The 16,531-nt window shown below is 41.0% G+C and carries 17 protein-coding genes; 9 read left to right on the top strand and 8 right to left on the bottom strand.

Annotated features, from left to right (window positions below; translation table 11 throughout):
* Positions 1 to 25: 25 nt before the first annotated feature.
* The 3 genes from E2R53_RS15265 to E2R53_RS15255 all read right to left on the bottom strand — a co-directional run bounded on the left by E2R53_RS15265 (position 26) and on the right by E2R53_RS15255 (position 2,883).
* Entirely contained in the window at positions 26 to 1,039 is a 1,014-nt protein-coding gene (locus E2R53_RS15265) for a YeiH family protein (protein ID WP_133312597.1), read from the bottom strand.
* 181 nt (positions 1,040 to 1,220) lie between these two features.
* Complete coding sequence (locus tag E2R53_RS15260) at positions 1,221 to 2,444, bottom strand: MFS transporter (RefSeq protein WP_133312596.1); 1,224 nt, start codon at positions 2,442 to 2,444, stop codon at positions 1,221 to 1,223.
* Between the two features lie 4 nt (positions 2,445 to 2,448).
* Positions 2,449 to 2,883 carry a MarR family winged helix-turn-helix transcriptional regulator gene (locus tag E2R53_RS15255; RefSeq protein ID WP_133312595.1) on the bottom strand — a complete coding sequence of 145 codons (435 nt, stop codon included), beginning with the start codon at positions 2,881 to 2,883 and terminating at the stop codon, positions 2,449 to 2,451.
* Positions 2,884 to 3,020: 137 nt separating this feature from the next.
* On the opposite strand from E2R53_RS15255, the gene E2R53_RS15250 reads away from it, so the two are divergent.
* Positions 3,021 to 3,323, top strand: a complete 303-nt coding sequence (locus tag E2R53_RS15250; RefSeq protein WP_133312594.1) for a hypothetical protein — start codon at positions 3,021 to 3,023, stop codon at positions 3,321 to 3,323.
* Positions 3,324 to 3,361: 38 nt separating this feature from the next.
* Here the strand turns inward: E2R53_RS15250 and E2R53_RS15245 are convergent, their stop codons facing one another.
* Both E2R53_RS15245 and E2R53_RS15240 read right to left on the bottom strand, forming a co-directional pair.
* A complete protein-coding gene (locus E2R53_RS15245; RefSeq protein WP_133312593.1) occupies positions 3,362 to 4,711 on the bottom strand; it encodes a GntP family permease in 1,350 nt (449 codons plus the stop codon).
* A 260-nt stretch (positions 4,712 to 4,971) separates the two neighbouring features.
* The gene (locus E2R53_RS15240; RefSeq protein WP_133312592.1) at positions 4,972 to 5,817 is read right to left on the bottom strand and encodes a MurR/RpiR family transcriptional regulator; all 846 of its coding nucleotides are present in this window, start codon (positions 5,815 to 5,817) and stop codon (positions 4,972 to 4,974) included.
* Between the two features lie 298 nt (positions 5,818 to 6,115).
* Here E2R53_RS15240 and gnd point away from each other — a divergent pair, with 298 nt between their 5' ends.
* The 3 genes from gnd (at position 6,116) to E2R53_RS15225 (ending at position 9,491) form a co-directional block, all read left to right on the top strand.
* Positions 6,116 to 7,015, top strand: coding sequence for a phosphogluconate dehydrogenase (NAD(+)-dependent, decarboxylating) (gene gnd / locus E2R53_RS15235; RefSeq protein ID WP_133312591.1), 900 nt, complete (start codon positions 6,116 to 6,118; stop codon positions 7,013 to 7,015).
* A gap of 98 nt (positions 7,016 to 7,113) precedes the next feature.
* Complete coding sequence (gene gntK, locus E2R53_RS15230) at positions 7,114 to 8,646, top strand: gluconokinase (RefSeq protein WP_133312590.1); 1,533 nt, start codon at positions 7,114 to 7,116, stop codon at positions 8,644 to 8,646.
* A 38-nt stretch (positions 8,647 to 8,684) separates the two neighbouring features.
* Positions 8,685 to 9,491 carry a 6-phosphofructokinase gene (locus E2R53_RS15225; RefSeq protein WP_133312589.1) on the top strand — a complete coding sequence of 269 codons (807 nt, stop codon included), beginning with the start codon at positions 8,685 to 8,687 and terminating at the stop codon, positions 9,489 to 9,491.
* 201 nt (positions 9,492 to 9,692) lie between these two features.
* On the opposite strand, the gene E2R53_RS15220 is transcribed toward E2R53_RS15225, so the two are convergent.
* Complete coding sequence (locus E2R53_RS15220; RefSeq protein ID WP_165971002.1) at positions 9,693 to 10,130, bottom strand: GNAT family N-acetyltransferase; 438 nt, start codon at positions 10,128 to 10,130, stop codon at positions 9,693 to 9,695.
* A gap of 231 nt (positions 10,131 to 10,361) precedes the next feature.
* Between E2R53_RS15220 and E2R53_RS15215 the strand changes: the two genes are divergently transcribed.
* The 5 genes from E2R53_RS15215 to corA all read left to right on the top strand — a co-directional run bounded on the left by E2R53_RS15215 (position 10,362) and on the right by corA (position 14,605).
* On the top strand, positions 10,362 to 11,003 hold the full coding sequence (locus E2R53_RS15215) for a lysozyme family protein (RefSeq protein WP_133312587.1): 642 nt from the start codon (positions 10,362 to 10,364) through the stop codon (positions 11,001 to 11,003).
* A 287-nt stretch (positions 11,004 to 11,290) separates the two neighbouring features.
* Positions 11,291 to 11,842 (top strand): DUF3231 family protein, encoded by a 552-nt coding sequence (locus tag E2R53_RS15210; protein WP_133312586.1) that lies wholly within the window; start codon positions 11,291 to 11,293, stop codon positions 11,840 to 11,842.
* A gap of 122 nt (positions 11,843 to 11,964) precedes the next feature.
* Positions 11,965 to 12,882 (top strand): ABC transporter ATP-binding protein, encoded by a 918-nt coding sequence (locus tag E2R53_RS15205; RefSeq protein ID WP_133312585.1) that lies wholly within the window; start codon positions 11,965 to 11,967, stop codon positions 12,880 to 12,882.
* Positions 12,866 to 13,633 carry an ABC transporter permease gene (locus tag E2R53_RS15200; RefSeq protein ID WP_165971001.1) on the top strand — a complete coding sequence of 256 codons (768 nt, stop codon included), beginning with the start codon at positions 12,866 to 12,868 and terminating at the stop codon, positions 13,631 to 13,633. Before E2R53_RS15205 ends, E2R53_RS15200 begins: the two co-directional genes overlap by 17 nt.
* A gap of 15 nt (positions 13,634 to 13,648) precedes the next feature.
* Positions 13,649 to 14,605 (top strand): magnesium/cobalt transporter CorA, encoded by a 957-nt coding sequence (gene corA / locus E2R53_RS15195; RefSeq protein WP_286166221.1) that lies wholly within the window; start codon positions 13,649 to 13,651, stop codon positions 14,603 to 14,605.
* Positions 14,606 to 14,655: 50 nt separating this feature from the next.
* On the opposite strand, the gene E2R53_RS15190 is transcribed toward corA, so the two are convergent.
* Both E2R53_RS15190 and E2R53_RS15185 read right to left on the bottom strand, forming a co-directional pair.
* Positions 14,656 to 15,540, bottom strand: a complete 885-nt coding sequence (locus E2R53_RS15190) for an ABC transporter permease (protein WP_133312583.1) — start codon at positions 15,538 to 15,540, stop codon at positions 14,656 to 14,658.
* A complete protein-coding gene (locus E2R53_RS15185; protein WP_133312582.1) occupies positions 15,537 to 16,469 on the bottom strand; it encodes an ABC transporter permease subunit in 933 nt (310 codons plus the stop codon). Before E2R53_RS15185 ends, E2R53_RS15190 begins: the two co-directional genes overlap by 4 nt.
* Between the last annotated feature and the right edge of the window lie 62 nt (positions 16,470 to 16,531).

The following is a 16,531-nucleotide window of genomic DNA, read 5'->3' as shown; positions in this document are numbered from 1 at the left end:
TTAGGCAATGACCGGCTTTATTTGTTTAATTCAACCCCAATAACAGGACTAACCCATACCCCGCTGCAGACAGCACCAGCGACCCTGTCAAACCGGCAATCAGCGGCTTGGAGCCAAGCTTTTTAAAAGACTTTAAGTTGACGTTCAATCCCAGTCCGGCCATGGCCATGCCAATTAATAGGTAAGATAAAGAGACAATGAAAGCAGCCGTTTCCTCTGATGCGATCCCGGCTGTATTCAATCCGCTCACGAAAAGAAATCCAAGAATAAACCATGGGATTGGCAAGGGTGAGGGAGCGTCATCTGTCTTTTTTTCTCTAAATAGGATTCCGACTATTAAAGCAGCAGGTACAAGCAGGGCGACACGGGTTAGTTTTAAGATTATCGCCATATCTTCTGCTTCGGCTCCTCCGATCGATGCCGCAGCTACGACATGTGCAACTTCATGAAGCGTTCCTCCCGAAAAAGCACCGAAACCATAGGGTGTTAGATTAATAAATGAATAGATAAAGGTGTAAAGCAGGGTAAAGGCCGTGCCTAAAATGGCAATAGTTCCTGCACTCACAGCAGTCTCCTCTTCATTCGCTTTGACTAAAGGGGCAATTGCTGCAACTGCTGCGGCACCGCAAATCGCTGTTCCGCAGGCGGTGAGGATACTGATTTTCTTATCCACTTCGAGAAAGCGGGATAGTGCATATACAAGAGGTATGGTAAAGAGGATGACGATCAGGGATAGGATAAATACATTGAATCCTGCATGATAGAGGTCTGATAGATTCAGTCTCATTCCGAGCAAAATAATGCCGAATCGCAATAGCTTTTTACTTGAAAATCCTGCTCCTGCAAGCACAGGTTCACTTATACCGGCAAAAGCTCTCCACATGATTCCAATCATCATGGCGATAATAAGCGGTCCGATTATGGAGAATAAGGAGAAGCTTGCTGTATAAGAAGCTGCAGCTGCAAAAATAAATGTCAGCAAAATTCCCTGCATAAATGGAAACAGCTTCTGTTTTTCCTTGGTTTTACTTTTTAACATGATGTACACTTCCTAAGCAATTCGTTCTCCTTTTACTTTATCAGTGAGTTAGTTATTAGTAAAATAAATATTAATTATCATTGTTATTAGTATTTTAAATAGTATTAAGGGGGTTAGTTAAAAAATTCAATCATCGTGCAAAAGAAAAACCATCACTCCTATTTGAAGTGATGGTTTCGAATTATCCATTTGCTTTTAAATAAATTTCTGGTTCTGATTTCTCTTCTTTAGCAGAAGCTGCGGTTCTGCCGTGCAAAAAATAATACACGGCGAGGCATCCCAGGATGAAAAATGAACTGAAGAAATACAGAGAACTGAAAGCAAGTTTAGTCGTGATGACACCTACAAGGAAGGAGCCAATTCCGATTCCGATATCAAAAATGGATAAGAAGGTTGCGGTGGCAAGCCCTCTCCGCTTAGGTTCAGCAGACTGAATAGCAATCGTTTGAAAACTTGGAAACAGCGTTCCCCAGCCTAAGCCGATAAGAGCTGCAGATAGTAAAAAGGTAAACGATGTATCCGCCAAACTTAAAAGCACCATGCCTGCAGCAAAACAAACAATCGCAGGATAAATAATAACGTTTGCCCCGTATTGATCAAACCATCTTCCTGTGAATGGTCTTGCAATCAGCATAACGATGGCATATACGACAAAGAAGTAGCTTGCTGCCTCAATTAAGCCTATTTCTTTTGCATAAACCGAAACAAACGAAAGAATAGAAGCATAGACAAGGGCAAATAATCCTGCAACAAGGGCAATCGAAATCGCTGTAGGTTCAAATAATCCTTTCAAACCTTTGTTGTCAACTGAAGGCATCACTTTGCTGCTTGCCTTTACAGCCTTTGGCAGCTTGATTATAAGACCTGAGAACAGAGAGAAAAAGGCAGTAAAAATACAGATGCCGAACATCACTGCTGTTCCCCATTCTTCCATTGCGGTAAGTCCTAGAAAAGGACCGATGACCATGGCAAGATTCATTGACATCGCATAGTAGCCCATTCCTTCCCCGCGGCGGGTTTCAGGAATAATATCTGCAACAATCGCTCCTGCAGCTGTTGTAGCCATACCGAATCCAATTCCGTGAAAAAAGCGGAGAAGAAACAATCCGTTCATTGTATTTGTAAAATAGTAGAGAAGAGATCCTAAAGCAAAGATAGAAAGAGAGGATATCAGTACAATCCTTTTTCCGTAGCGCTCAATCCACTTTCCCGCAAAAGGACGGATCACAATCGCTGCGAGCAGGAAAATGGTCACAATCAGGCCTGCTTGAGATGGCTTGCCGTTTAAGTCATGAAGAGAATAGATCGGAAGTGTGACAAGCAAATAATAAAATGTTAAAAATAGAAAAAAACTGCTTAAAGAGATAGAGAGAAAATCTTTCGTCCATAGTTTTTGTTCATTCATTCTTTCATCCCCGTTCTGTCTTTCTTATGTGGTGAAGCCACTGCTGGATGTATGTCCGGAGAGGAGCTTGCATGTCATCAGGAATTCCTTTGAGTAAATCATTCTCCATTTCCAACACGGATTTTTCCCAAAGAGCATAATCATTTATTGCTTGATCTGTAAGCTTAATATGCTTTGTCCGTTTATCTGAACCTGCAATTTGATGAACATATCCTTGCTTCACAAGCCGCTGAATGGTTCTGGTCATAGGCGGAGCTTCAATTGAGAGATATTCACACAGCTCTGTCTGTGTCAGTGTTCCATACTTTTTTAAGGTGAATAAAACAGTCCATTGAGCACTGAACAGGCCATGAGGCTGCAGGACCTCATTCAGCCGTTTTGTAAGCTGCCTTGAAAGCTGCTGAATGGAGTGAAAAAGATTCTGATCGATTTCTGACATATCATTTCTCCTTGAAAATTAGTTACCTAGGTAATTATAACACAAATTCATAAAAAGTTACCTGGGTAACTATTGGGTAAATTTCTTTTTAGAGGACATCAATTGTGAGAAAATGAAGGAGAGGAGTGTGATCATGCATGTTTATTATGCTCGTTGTTGTTTCTATTATTTATGCGCTTCTTGCTGTCGTCTATACGGTCTTTTTTATTGAGGCAATAGCTGAGCGAAAGCGATACAAGCTTCAGCATCTCCTGCATCTTATCTTATGGTTCACGGGTGCGTTTGCCCTGAGCATCAATCATGCTGGGACACATCTGTACTGGATGATCTATTTGCTTGTCTCTCTATTTATTGCAGCTGCAGCTTATTCTGTAAGCTATTTACACGGAAAACAAATCATAGAGAAATCTGTTATTCAATTAATCAAAACCAGGCCATAAAAAAAATCCTCAAGCAATCGCTCGAGGATTTTTCTTATCTATACAAATATACTTAGAATCAATATAAACACAAGTGCAGCAACAGAAATGATTGTTTCAAGCACTGTCCATGTTTGAAGCGTTTCTTTAACAGTCATTCCAAAATACTCTTTAATCATCCAGAAGCCTGAATCATTCACGTGAGACAGAATGAGTGAGCCTGCACCTGTTGCTAAAACAAGAAGCTCAAGGTTTACACCTGGAACTACAGCTGCAATTGGAGCTACGATACCGGCTGCTGTCATCATAGAAACAGTGGCAGAACCTGTTGCAACACGAATCATTGCAGCAATTCCCCATGCAAGAAGAATCGGTGAAACGTTTGATTCTTGTGCAAGCTGGGCGATGTAATCGCCAATGCCTGAATCGAGAAGAACTTTATTAAACGCGCCTCCAGCACCGATAACTAATAGTATTGTAGCAGTAGGAGCCAGGCAGTCGTTTGTCAGCTTCAGGATTTTATCACGGTTCATGCCGCGGAAGAAACCGAGACTGAAGAATGAGTAAACGGTTGCGATTAATAGAGCAACAACAGGATCTCCAAGGAATCGGAATACTTCAAATGCTGTGCTTTCTTTTGATAAAAACAGTTCTGCGATCGAAGCAGAAAGCATTAAGAAAACAGGAATTAATACTGTGATAACTGTATTTAAAAAGCCAGGAAGCTCTTTTTCATCTTTTTGTTCTGTCAGCTGATCGCCAATTTCCTTTGGAACGGTTTTGTGGATGCGTTTGCCAATCCATTTACCATAAACAGGACCTGCTAAAATGGCAGTCGGAAGACCGACAATAATCGAATAAAGAATGGTAATGCCTACATCAGCTTTGAAGATCCCGACAGCTGCCATTGCGGCAGGATGCGGAGGCACTAAACCGTGTACAACCGATAAACCGGCTACAAGCGGAACGCCAAGACTGACGAGTGAAACTCCAGTTCGGCGTGCAATTGTGAACACAAGCGGAATCAAAAGAACGAAACCAACCTGGAAGAATACAGGTATACCAACGATGAAAGCAACAAACATCATCGCCCAGTGAACATTTTTTTCTCCGAATTTTGCAATCAGAGTGTTGGCAATGCGCTCGGCACCGCCTGATTCTGCCATCATTTTGCCAAGCATTGTACCAAGGGCAAGAACGATTGCAAGAAACCCTAACGTATTTCCCATACCTGCTTTGATCGAGTCAATAATGCCAGGCACCTCGGGATTTGTAGAAATTAGCGGCATTCCAGTCGCAAGACCAACACCGATAGCGGTTACAATTAAAGCGACAAAAGGATTCAGCTTTGCCACAGTTATGAGCAGAAGAAGAGCAACGATTGCTGCAAAGACAATAAGTAATAACATGGATAAAATCCTTTCTTGTTTGAAAATTTGAAAGCACTTTCAACTAGTGATTCTGATTATATGAAAAATATTTTTTAAAATCAATACATTTATGAAAAAATATTTTATTTTATGAGCCAGAAAAAAAGAGAACCCAGGAGGTTCTCTAAATTAGAGTAGGATTATTATTTTTTTTGAACATACATGTTCAGCACCATCGCCAAACTCCTCGGCCAGAACGGATCTGCCATGCCTGCGCTAAACGGGCGCTTCCGCTTTTCTTATACGCGTGTTTCCGAGATGGCATCCCGGACTTTTTCCAATGATTTTTTTGCGTCATCTTTATTTGAAATCATCATGTTTACATACAAAGCATCAATTAGACTCAGCTGGCCAATTCTAGAAGCGAGCGCCTCTGACCGGTATTCGGTTTCTTCTGAGCTTGTATAGAGGGAAACATCCGCATTTTGTCCGATTGGAGATTTTGGAAATCCAGTAATGCCAATGGTTTTTGCCCCGTTTTTTCTCGCTGTATTCATCACCTTAATGGTATCCTTATTCGTTCCTGAGTGAGAAATCACGACGGCAACATCGCGGTCGGTCAGCTGTGAAGCCGACATCAGCTGAAAGTGTGAGTCAATAAACGCATAGGCCGAAATTCCAGTTCGTATAAACTTATGATAGGCATCCATCGCGATAATGGCTGATCCTCCCGTTCCATAAAAGTTAACGCGGTTTGCGTTTGAGAGGATGCGGGCAGCCTTTTGAATGGAGGAAAAATCCAAGATTTGAAGGGTGTTTTCAAGTGTTCGGATATTGGAGTGAAAAACTTTTTCAGCAACAGCCTTTTCATTGTCATTGTCATTAATTTCTTCGTAAATCTGCTGAACCGGGCTCATAATTTCAGAGGCAAGCGCAATTTTCATTGCCTGGTAGCCTTTAAAATCTATGCGCTTACAAAAACGGAAAACAGTTGCTTCTGCAACACCAAGATTATCTGCCACTTCATTGATGGTGCTATGAATAATTTCTTTCGGGTTCTCCAAAATATAATCAGCTATCTTTTTTTCTTTTTCACTTAACCTTGCATAATGAGAACGAATACTTCCTAAACAATTTTGCCCCATAGAGTATGACCTCGCTTACATTTACTAAGAAAAGCGGAAGCGCCTTGCTCAGCTCCGACAGACAGATAAGGATCCGGCGGAAAAGTCCGGTTTTGACTTTTTTGACGGATCCGTTCTGACCGAGGAGTTAGGCGCTGCAGCTAGACATGAATACGGAATCTTATTTGCATTTTTATACTTTAAAAAAGTATAGCATAAAAAGAATGTGAAAAAAAATTTCTTGAAAACGATTGCACAAGAAAAAAATTTTCGTATAATGGTTATAGGACAAAAACAAGTTATAAAGGAGTTTTACAACATGCAAGTAGGTTTAATCGGTTTAGGGAAAATGGGATATAATCTTTCACTTAATTTAATTGATCATAAACATGAGGTCGTCGCATTTGACATCGACTCAGATGCTGTAAATAAAATTGCTAATATGGGTGCGGCTGGTTCATCTTCTATTGAAGATCTAGTTTCTAAGCTTAAAGCTCCAAGAACGGTATGGATGATGGTGCCTGCAGGCGTTATTACAGAAAATGTGCTTTCAGAATTAAAAGATCTTCTTGCTCCTGGCGATATCGTCATTGACGGCGGAAACTCTAATTATAAGGAATCCATTCGCCGCGGAAACGAATTGAAGGAACTTGGCATCCACTTCTTTGATGTAGGCACAAGCGGGGGAATGGAAGGCGCAAGAAATGGTGCCTGCACGATGATCGGCGGAGAAAAAGAAATGTTTGCTTCAATCGAACCGCTGTTTAAAGATATCTGTGTTGAAAATGGATATCTTTATGCAGGAGCTATGGGAAGCGGCCACTATTTGAAAATGGTTCATAACGGCATTGAATACGGCATGATGCAGTCTATTGCAGAAGGCTTTGAAGTCCTTGAGAAAAGCCAGTTTGACTTTGATTACGAGCAGGTTGCAAGAGTATGGAACAACGGTTCAGTTATAAGATCATGGTTAATGGAGCTTTCTCAAAATGCATTCTCTAAAGACTCAAGACTTGATGGCATTAAGGGAGTTATGCACTCATCCGGCGAAGGAAAATGGACAGTTGAGGAAGCACTGGATCTTCAGACTGCTACGCCGATTATCGCTTTATCCTTAATGATGAGATACCGCTCGCTTGATGAAGATACATTCTCAGGAAAAGTAGTCGCAGCGCTGCGCAATGAGTTTGGCGGACATGCTGTCGTAAATAAAGATTAATACGTTTAGGCAATGAAATGATAAGGGAAGAGGCTTAATAACAAGCATCTTCTTTTTCATTTCTAATATTGATTTGGGCATTGTAAGGAGGAGTCACCATGAATCAGAAATTTGTAATCGGAGTCGATATAGGGACAACAAGTACAAAATCCGTTTTGTTTAAAACAGACGGAACAATCGTTTCATCATTTGGAGTGGAGTATCCGCTATACTCGCCTAATCCTGAAACAGCAGAACAAAACCCGCATGAGATCTTTCAAGCTGTGATTAAAACAATTAAGGAAGTAAGCAGCAAAGTGGATCCGGCTGATTTGCTGTGCGTGTCTTTCAGTTCTGCGATGCACAGCGTCATCGCTGTTGACCGGGATGGAACACCGCTCTCAAATTGCATGACGTGGGCAGATAACAGAAGTGCCAAATGGGCAGAAACAATTTCAAAAGAAATGAATGGTCATGAGATTTATCTGCGCACGGGCACACCTATTCACCCAATGTCCCCGCTGTCTAAGATTACGTGGATCCGAAATGAACAAACAGACTTATTTTTGAAAACGTTTAAATTTATTTCCATCAAAGAGTACGTTTTCCATAAGCTGTTTAAGCGTTTTGTTATTGATTATTCAATTGCTTCTGCAACAGGGCTGTTTAACCTGAAGTCTCTAGACTGGGATAAAGAAGCCCTTGAAGTCGCAGGAATAACGCCTGAACATCTTTCTGAACCTGTAAATACTACATTCTCATTAACGGGACTGGATGCTGTTTATGCAGCAGAAATGGGCATTCCTGCAGAAGTTCCGTTTGTAGTCGGAGCAAGTGATGGAGTATTGTCAAACCTTGGCGTTAATGCGATTCAGCCTGGAGTTGTTGCGGTTACAATCGGTACAAGCGGCGCCATCCGGACAGTGACGGACAAACCGGTGACAGATCCAAAAGGACGGATCTTTTGCTATGCTCTGACTGATGATAAGTGGGTAATCGGCGGTCCGGTTAATAATGGCGGAATGATTTTCAGATGGGTTCGCGATCAATTAGGATCCTCTGAAATGGAAACAGCCAAGCGTTTAGGCAAAGATCCATACGAAGTGCTGACTGAGATTGCATCACTTGTGAAGCCGGGATCTGACGGTTTGCTCTTCCATCCGTATCTTGCCGGCGAACGTGCGCCTCTGTGGGATGCAAACGCGAGAGGATCCTTCTTCGGGCTATCACTTCACCATAAAAAAGAACATATGATACGATCTGTATTAGAAGGCGTTATTTTTAACTTATATACTGTGCTTCTTGCCCTTGAAGAGCTGATCGGCGAACCGAAAAAAATTCAGGCAACCGGCGGATTTGCCCGTTCAGAATTATGGCGCCAGATGATGGCGGATATTTTTGATCAGGAGGTTTCTGTTCCTGAAAGCTTTGAGAGCTCATGCTTAGGTGCTGCGCTTCTTGGTTTATATGGACTTGGACATGTGGAATCTCTTGATGTAGTATCAGAAATGGTTGGCGGTACACATCATCATAAGCCAATCGCAGAGCATGTTGAGGTTTACAAAGAATTAACACCTATTTATATTCGCCTTTCACGCCTTCTGAAAGAGGAGTACGCAAGCATAGCGGCTTTTCAGCAAAAGCATATATAGAATACGAAAAGAGCCTATAGAAAAGAAAGAGGGATAGCATGCGCATCGGAGTTCTCGGCATCGATACTATAAACGAAACGAAGTCTATCACCCAGGCCATTACACAGTACGCCTCTGAAACGAACAGTGTAATAGATGGACTTGAATGGCACACAGTTTTATCAGAACTGAAGGCAGAAATTCTGGAAAGCTGGGTTCGCTCTGTATCTGAAAAAACGATCATTGAGAACAAGGAAAGTTTTCTCAAAGTCATCGAAACATATGACGCTGTCATCGTATTCGGCGGAAGCAAGATGGCTGTCGACATCTTGTCTTTGGCACAAGTGAAGCTGCTCTTTCTCCCAATCTCTATTTTATCTGACAGCTCACTGGGATACGATACCGCTTTAAATGAAGTTGTAACAAATGTACTTAAGGTAAAAGATACCATCAGCTCTCTTTTATATATGAAGCAGAGAGTGTGCTGTGTTCAGCTCCCTGGAGAGGAACTGTCTGATTTAATGCGGGATGCGGCGTCAGCTGTTGATGGTCTTGTCGTTACAGGCGGAGAATCTGTGTGGATGCACGCTGCAGATTATCTCAAGAAAAAAGATCAAAAAGGAGTAACTTACTCTTTCTTGATTATTAATGAGTCCATCCGCCCAGAGCTGCTTGGGGCATTCCTGCAGCAGCAGATGGATCTTGATTTTAAAGAGCTTATCTTTGATGAATCTCAGTGCATGAGCTCACGTCCGACTGCCGCAGACCGGATTATTGAGAAAAACCTGTCTCAGTCTGTATACGAATGGCTGAAAAGCTCGGATGAGACGAAACAGCTGACAATCGAAAATAAAGAAGTAAAATGAAGAGAAGCCTGCAGCGGTCGAATGCTGCAGGCTTCTTTAGATAAAAAAAATTGCAGAAGTGCAGCTGTATTTCAGCTAATAAAAATGATGCAACAACTAATAAAATGTTCATTTCCGCTAAAAGTTATCTTCCAAACCAGTCAGCGGTGATGATAGTGAAAAGCTGAGTCCATAGCATGCAAAAAAACCGCCGAAGCGGTTCTACAAAGATTTTACCATCAAAACGTTTAACCCTTTTGAAGGCAAATGAAAACGGTGATCCGTTTCTATGAATCCCAGGTGCTGATAGTACTCAACATTCTTCACGCTCGTTGTGCACCAAAGCATGGCTGCGTCAAGCTGAGTCAGTTTGTTTTCAGCGAATAAAAGCAGTGTCTGCCCCCGGAGCTGGTTGCGGTGCTCAGGATCGATTGCTAGACCGCGGAGACGGTAGACGTTTTTTTGTTTTATTTTTTCATGTGTTTCTTTAAAAAAAGATGCGGTTCCAATCAGCGTTTCTTCCTTGAAAGCACCAATGTGGAGCGTTTCTTCTTTTTTATCACGCGTATACCCGCATTCATCGATCGAATGGTCAGGCATAAGCACTTTTTGCCTTAAGGCGTATGTATGTTCTGCTTCAATTTGTTTTATTTCAAACATGCAGTATCCCTCACTTTGATATACAAGAAGTTTCATAGAATTAAGACGAAGGCAAGGTCAAAAAGGTTTCATATCAGACTCCGGTCTTATGGATAGAAAGACTTCAGGCCGTATCCTTCCCTACCATTCTACCTTATTCTTAAATTGATTAGAAGCAGGCAGCAAGCTTACTATTGATGAGATTGCCAGAATCATTATAATGATAGATACAAGGGGAAAAGGGAACGGAGTATGAAAATGATAAGATTTCTTAAAAATAGTATAGGTTTTATACTGGTTTTGTTTATTGCATTTTTTGTGCTGACCATTTTTTATTCAGCAGAAAATAAACTGCCGGTTACGTATCCGAATGACGGATTTGAAAATGTAAAGAAGTATGAGGCGCTGATTACACAGGAGCTTGCAGAGTATCAGCTTGAAGAATATACGCCGCTTGTTCTTGCTCTGATGCAGCAGGAAAGCAAAGGAGTGGGCGGGGATCCCATGCAGGCCTCTGAATCTGCGGGGCTTCCGAGGAATACGATTGAAGATCCGGCTAAAAGCATTGAGCAGGGCGTCAGCTATTTTCAAAAAAGCTTACAGTATGGAAAAGAAAGAAATGTGGACGAGCTGACGGTCATTCAAGCTTATAATATGGGAATTGGGTACATTGATTTTATTGTGAAAAATGGCGGCAAACACAGCGAGGACCTCGCAAAAGAATTTTCGTTGTTACAGGTCAAAAAGCAGCCGGATGTCTACAATTGCGGCGGAAATAAAGAAAACTTCCGCTATCCTTACTGCTATGGCGATTTTACTTACAGCACGAAGGTACAGGAAAACGTGAATACTCTGACTGAAACAGCATCTGCAAAAAAGAATGATCAAATGTAATCTTAAAGAGACTCAAGCTGCATGGAGTCTCTTTTTTTGTATATGTTAATAAAAAAAGACCTTGACGCTATTTGAAGAGAGAGTTATTATAAAGACAGTACTTTATTACTTAAAAGCATAAACGCTTAAAAGTGGAACAGAGAAGAGCCTAGCCGAGATAAAGTTTAGATCAGGGAGTATGCTAATGTCATTGAGATGACGGAGCGTGCTCCCTTTTTAGTTTTTTTATATACATAACCAAATACTATTTTAATAAATGGGAAATATATCAATTGGAGGTGTTCACAGTGTTGAATGTAATTGAAACGATAAAAAATATGATTAAATTAACGGCTGATGATGAACCAAAGGCGCCTCTGCATGTAGGGGAAGTAATGGCACTTTGGACATTATCGACTTTAATGGAAGAAGCCATAGTGTTTTATGGTGTGTTTTTAAATACAACAACAGATACAGAGCTGATTAAAAACATTAACACAGCAAAAAAAGAAACGTCCGACGTGATTCAAAATCTTAAAGAGTTTTTAATGAAAGAGGGAATACCGCTGCCGCCTACTTCAGAAGAGAAGCCGTTATCGAATCCAGGCAATGTTCCATACGGAGTCCGGTTTACTGATAATGAAATCGCCAATTTCCTGAGTGTGAAAACGGCAACCTATATAACCTTTTGCGGAACAGCACTCGCTCAGACTGTCAGGAACGATGTTGCCGTCATGTTTTTATCCTTTTTAACGGCTGTCATTCAATATAGCGTCAATTTAAAGAGTTTGATGATTGAGAGAAGCTGGCTTAAGGTGCCGCCCTATTTTCAGCCTCCGGGTCATCCGCAAGATACATAAATATCCCTGAAAACTGTCTGAGGCATTCTTATCGGCAGTTTTTTTCGTTTACCGTTTCTCTGCCATCCATCTTTCCGAATCTTCATCTTCCGGTATATACTGTTGATAAGGAGGGATGCTGCATGAAGAAGGTCATTCTCAGCGTGAATAATGTGGACAAGTCAATTGGTCAAAAACAGCTGCTTCATCAAATTTCCCTGGACGTATATGAAGGAGAAATATTCGGACTTCTGGGTCCCAATGGCTCAGGAAAAACGACATTAATCAGGTCCATCCTTGGGCTCGTTAAGATAGATTCCGGAGAAATCACAATCAATCAGCACTCGGTTCACAGAGAATTTGAAAAAGCGATTTCACATGCTGGAGCCATTGTTGAAAACCCAGAATTCTATCCTTTTATGACGGGTTATCAGAACTTATCGCACTTTGCCCATATGCACGGAGGCATCAGTAAAAAGAGGATTGATGATGTTGTCAGTCTTGTTCATATGGGGAATGCGATTTACGACAAAGTGGAAACGTACTCGCTTGGGATGAGACAGCGTCTTGGAATTGCACAGGCCATATTACATAAACCTAAGCTGCTCATTCTGGATGAGCCGACAAACGGACTGGATCCATCTGGCATCAGAGAGCTTAGAACTTATTTAAGAGAGCTTTGTGAAAAAGAAAATGTTTCCGTTATTATCGCATCTCATCTTCTTAAAGAAGTAGAGGAACTGTGTACAAGAGCTGCCATTATCAGAAGAGGGCAGATCGCTGCTGTAAATGAGATTGGCAAGCAGAAGGATGAACTGCTTAAAGTGGGGTTTGAATTATCAGAGGGCAAGCGGGCTATGCAAATATTACAGCCCCAATACTCCGCAGCCATTCACGAAAATGGCATCTCTCTATTAATCAAGAAAGATGAGATTCCAAAAATTAATCAAATACTCGTGCAGGGAAAGATCGATGTCTATTCCATCCAGCCTGTTTATAAGTCATTGGAAGACTCCTTTATCGAGCTTACGGAGGAAATGTTCCATGATGAAGTTAATTAAAATCGAGCATATGAAACTGCTTTTTCAGAAAAGTTCAAGCGCCCTTTTTATTACACTTGCTGTGGTCAGCACTTTAATGGCAGTCATATCAAAAAGAATGTTTTCCGGTGCAGGAACAAATGAATTTGTACTGGGATATGTATCACTGACTACAGGTTTTTTATTTGTTCTGCCTTTCTTTGCACTTGTGATTGCCGGGGCTATTGTGGCAAATGAATTCACGTGGGGCACAATTAAATTTCTGCTCATCCGTCCTGTAGTCCGCACGAAAATTCTTCTGGCGAAATACGTCACTTCTGTTTTGTTCGGTTTGTACTTTTTACTCTTCTATTTTGCCCTGTCTGTCTTATTAGGACTAATTTTCTTTGGGACAGCGGGCGAAACGTGGGAGACAGAGTTAATAAAAAGCATCGGTCTGAATTACCTTACCGTATTCATTGAAATGATCATGATTTCAACCTTTGCTTTTATGATCTCTTCTGTATTCAGGAACAGCTCTCTAGCCATAGGACTGTCGATGTTCATCACGTTTTCAGGGAAAACCTTCGTCCAGCTCCTTGCTCACTACAATTTGGAGTGGGGAAAGTACATCCTGTTTGCCAATACAAGCCTCAAGCAGCATCTTGAAGGGAACAGACCGTTATTTGAGGGAACAACAATGGGCTTTTCCATTGCTGTTTTGTGTATTTATTTATGCCTCTTTTTCGCAGCAGCATGGGCAGCTTTTACGAAGCGGGATGTGTCAATTTAAAGGAGATGGAACATTTTGATTAAAACGATGGCAGTCGATCATAGCGGCAGCATCATTCACTCAGTCGATTTAAAGAATTTTTCACTTGATTCATATAAAATGATCTGGCTTGATGTTTATCCTGAAAAAGATGAGGAAGGGAAAGTGCTGAAGGATCTTTTCAACTTTCATCCTTTAGCTATTGAAGATTGTTTTCACTTTCTGCAGAGGCCGAAGCTTGACTATTATGACGGGTATCATTTTTTCGTTCTTCATTCTATAAATAAAGAAACGATGGAGGCCGAGGAAGTGGATGTTTTCCTGTCTGAGAAGTATATAGTAACCTTTCATTTACATCAGTCGGAAGAAACAGAGCTTCTTTATGAAAAAATAAAGCAAGTACATAATGTGAAATCTCTTACACCCAATTTTGTCTTTTATGAATTGTTAGATAAACTGGTTGATTTCTATTTTCCATGTATAACGGAAATGGAAGAGACGCTGAATGCGCTTGAGAGCGGGGAATACAGAATCAAGCAGATTATGAAGCAGGTGTTTGAAACGCGTTCAGGCTTGCTTAAGTTAAAGCGGACCATCTATCCTATGAGAGATTTGCTTTACCGGCTATTAAATTCAGAAAGACTGAATATCCCGAAGAGTGAAAGAACCTATTTCATGAATGTGTATGACCATCTGATAAAACTGTCCGAGCTGATTTCTGCCAATATGGATTTCACTGCTGAAATAAGGGAGAATTATATTTCGGTTAACTCTTATCGTGCCAATACGGTGATGATGACACTGACTGTCATTACAACTATTTTTATGCCGCTGACATTTATAGCCGGGGTTTATGGCATGAATTTTGACAACATGCCAGAACTCAGATGGGAATACGGCTATTTTTATGTACTTGGAGGAATGGGCTTACTAAGTTTCATGATGTTTATTTGGTTTAAACGGAAAGGTTGGTTTGATAAAGACCAAATATAAAAGAGTGCCTGACTGTTCCTGCAGTCAGGCATTTACTTTTTTTAAATCGTTTATACACGGCTGAAATGCTGTCTAAGACCTTCACCGATGAAGTTGAAGGTAAAAATCAGGAATGTCAGGGCAAGCGCCGGAAAAAATGGAATCCAGAAGCCTCTTAATATATCAGACCTTGCCATTCCAAGAAGAGTTGACCAATTCAGGCTTGTATTTTGCAGTTCACCGTATCCATAGTTAGTCTGAACAAAAACCTGTGTAACAAAGATAGATAGAATTCCGAGCTGTCCAAGTAAAAGGGCCACTTTTCCGAGGTCCATAAAAAATTGGACGATGAGCTCCGGCAATAAATTCGGAAGGTAATAGCGGGTGAAAAGGCCTAATGGTTTATTGCCGACAGTCACTCCAGCTTCTACAAATTGAGAATGCGAAAGGCTGCTCATTGATTGCTGAATGATAAAAGCAACTTTGCCGACATCAGTCAGCGAGAGAAAGAGAATGATCCAGATGACGCGATTAGGGCTGAAGGTAAACATGGGCATCGTAATAAAAAGAATGGCTGCAAAAATTAAGGGAAGACTTGCAGCAAAACCATTTAAGCCGTAAATCAGCAGCCTGAACGGACTTTTTTTACTGGAGCCTAAAAAAGCAAGCACAATGGCAGCAAGATAACGTATGACTGTAATGCTGAAAATAAGGAGCAGTGTGTCTTTTGCTCCCATGATAATGAGGCTGAGGATGTCTCTCCCATCATCATCAGTTCCAAAAGGATGCTGCAGTGAGGGAGGGAAAGGCGCCCGTTCATAGGTCGTGCTGTTTATAAAAACCATTCTCTGTTCTTCGGTCCCTTCCTGCACATTTGTGAAAAGGGGGCCAACCAGAGAAATTAATATAATGACAGCAAGCATAATGGTTCCGAACAATAGTATTTTATTTCTCATACCCCTCTCTCCCTTGGATCTATCATTCTTTTCATAAGTAAGCTCGTGATTTGCACAATAAGCACGAGCATCATGAAACAAGTGCCAAATACAATAATAACGTTTGGCTCGATTGCTGTGTTCAAGCCAACACTTATAACAGGCATTACATTAAACGCTTCGAATAGACGGTATGCAGCCCCTTTGTAATCAAGCAGATATTCCACAATTAATAAATTAGAAAGAATGTAGATCATCATGGAGCCTGCATGATTTAAGATTGGAACTGCACTGTTTTTAAGAACATGCTTAAATGTGATAACAGCTTGCGGCATTCCCTTTGAGTGGGCTACCATAATATATTGCTTGTCTGACTGTTCCTGAAATGATGCAGCAGTAATGCGGCTTATGTACAGGGCAGGGTATATGGACACCAGCAGAGCGGGATACAAAAAACTGTACCAGTTATCGTGTCCAAATAGATCGACATAGTCCTTAAAATAGATGATGAGAACCCACTGCAGACAGAGAAACAGAAAGAAATCAGGAAAGGCCTGCAGCACCCATGTAAATCCTTTTCCAAAAATCATTCCGAGCGGACTGGGGTGTGCTGCATCATATACACCTTTCAGGATTCCAAAAATTAAGCTCAGGAGGAAAGCTGTCATAATGATTTTTATGCTTCTTGAAAAATACAGTTTCATTTCTTCTTCTACAGGACGTTCATATTTTGTCAGTCCAAGGCTTTTATCCTGATAAAGGCCGCTGAAAAAGGATGTTATGTTTTCTTGATAGACAGACCATGAAAACTGATAGTCAAATATGACTGTCTGTGCTCTGCCCTCAGCTCTTATTTCAACATCTCTTGGGAAAAGAACGACTAGAATGAGAGATAGAACAATTAAGAGAAATAGTAGAATGTGCTTGCTGATTTTTATAGCAGATTTCATTTGAAAACCTCGCGTCTTTTTCAGAGTATTGTAAAAATTTTACCATGACGTTTGGTTAATGA

This window comes from Peribacillus frigoritolerans (assembly GCF_004358755.1).
Taxonomy (GTDB): domain Bacteria; phylum Bacillota; class Bacilli; order Bacillales; family Bacillaceae; genus Bacillus_P.
This window is presented reverse-complemented; position numbering and strand designations above follow the sequence as displayed.

Bases quoted from the DNA above. Each gene is read 5' to 3' on its own strand.
- E2R53_RS15265 (WP_133312597.1), bottom strand. From the start codon at position 1,039: ATGTTAAAAAGTAAAACCAAGGAAAAACAGAAGCTGTTTCCATTTATG.
- E2R53_RS15260 (WP_133312596.1), bottom strand. From the start codon at position 2,444: ATGAATGAACAAAAACTATGGACGAAAGATTTTCTCTCTATCTCTTTA.
- E2R53_RS15255 (WP_133312595.1), bottom strand. From the start codon at position 2,883: ATGTCAGAAATCGATCAGAATCTTTTTCACTCCATTCAGCAGCTTTCA.
- E2R53_RS15250 (WP_133312594.1), top strand. From the start codon at position 3,021: ATGTTTATTATGCTCGTTGTTGTTTCTATTATTTATGCGCTTCTTGCT.
- E2R53_RS15245 (WP_133312593.1), bottom strand. From the start codon at position 4,711: ATGTTATTACTTATTGTCTTTGCAGCAATCGTTGCTCTTCTTCTGCTC.
- E2R53_RS15240 (WP_133312592.1), bottom strand. From the start codon at position 5,817: ATGGGGCAAAATTGTTTAGGAAGTATTCGTTCTCATTATGCAAGGTTA.
- gnd (WP_133312591.1), top strand. From the start codon at position 6,116: ATGCAAGTAGGTTTAATCGGTTTAGGGAAAATGGGATATAATCTTTCA.
- gntK (WP_133312590.1), top strand. From the start codon at position 7,114: ATGAATCAGAAATTTGTAATCGGAGTCGATATAGGGACAACAAGTACA.
- E2R53_RS15225 (WP_133312589.1), top strand. From the start codon at position 8,685: ATGCGCATCGGAGTTCTCGGCATCGATACTATAAACGAAACGAAGTCT.
- E2R53_RS15220 (WP_165971002.1), bottom strand. From the start codon at position 10,130: ATGTTTGAAATAAAACAAATTGAAGCAGAACATACATACGCCTTAAGG.
- E2R53_RS15215 (WP_133312587.1), top strand. From the start codon at position 10,362: ATGAAAATGATAAGATTTCTTAAAAATAGTATAGGTTTTATACTGGTT.
- E2R53_RS15205 (WP_133312585.1), top strand. From the start codon at position 11,965: ATGAAGAAGGTCATTCTCAGCGTGAATAATGTGGACAAGTCAATTGGT.
- E2R53_RS15200 (WP_165971001.1), top strand. From the start codon at position 12,866: ATGATGAAGTTAATTAAAATCGAGCATATGAAACTGCTTTTTCAGAAA.
- E2R53_RS15190 (WP_133312583.1), bottom strand. From the start codon at position 15,540: ATGAGAAATAAAATACTATTGTTCGGAACCATTATGCTTGCTGTCATT.
- E2R53_RS15185 (WP_133312582.1), bottom strand. From the start codon at position 16,469: ATGAAATCTGCTATAAAAATCAGCAAGCACATTCTACTATTTCTCTTA.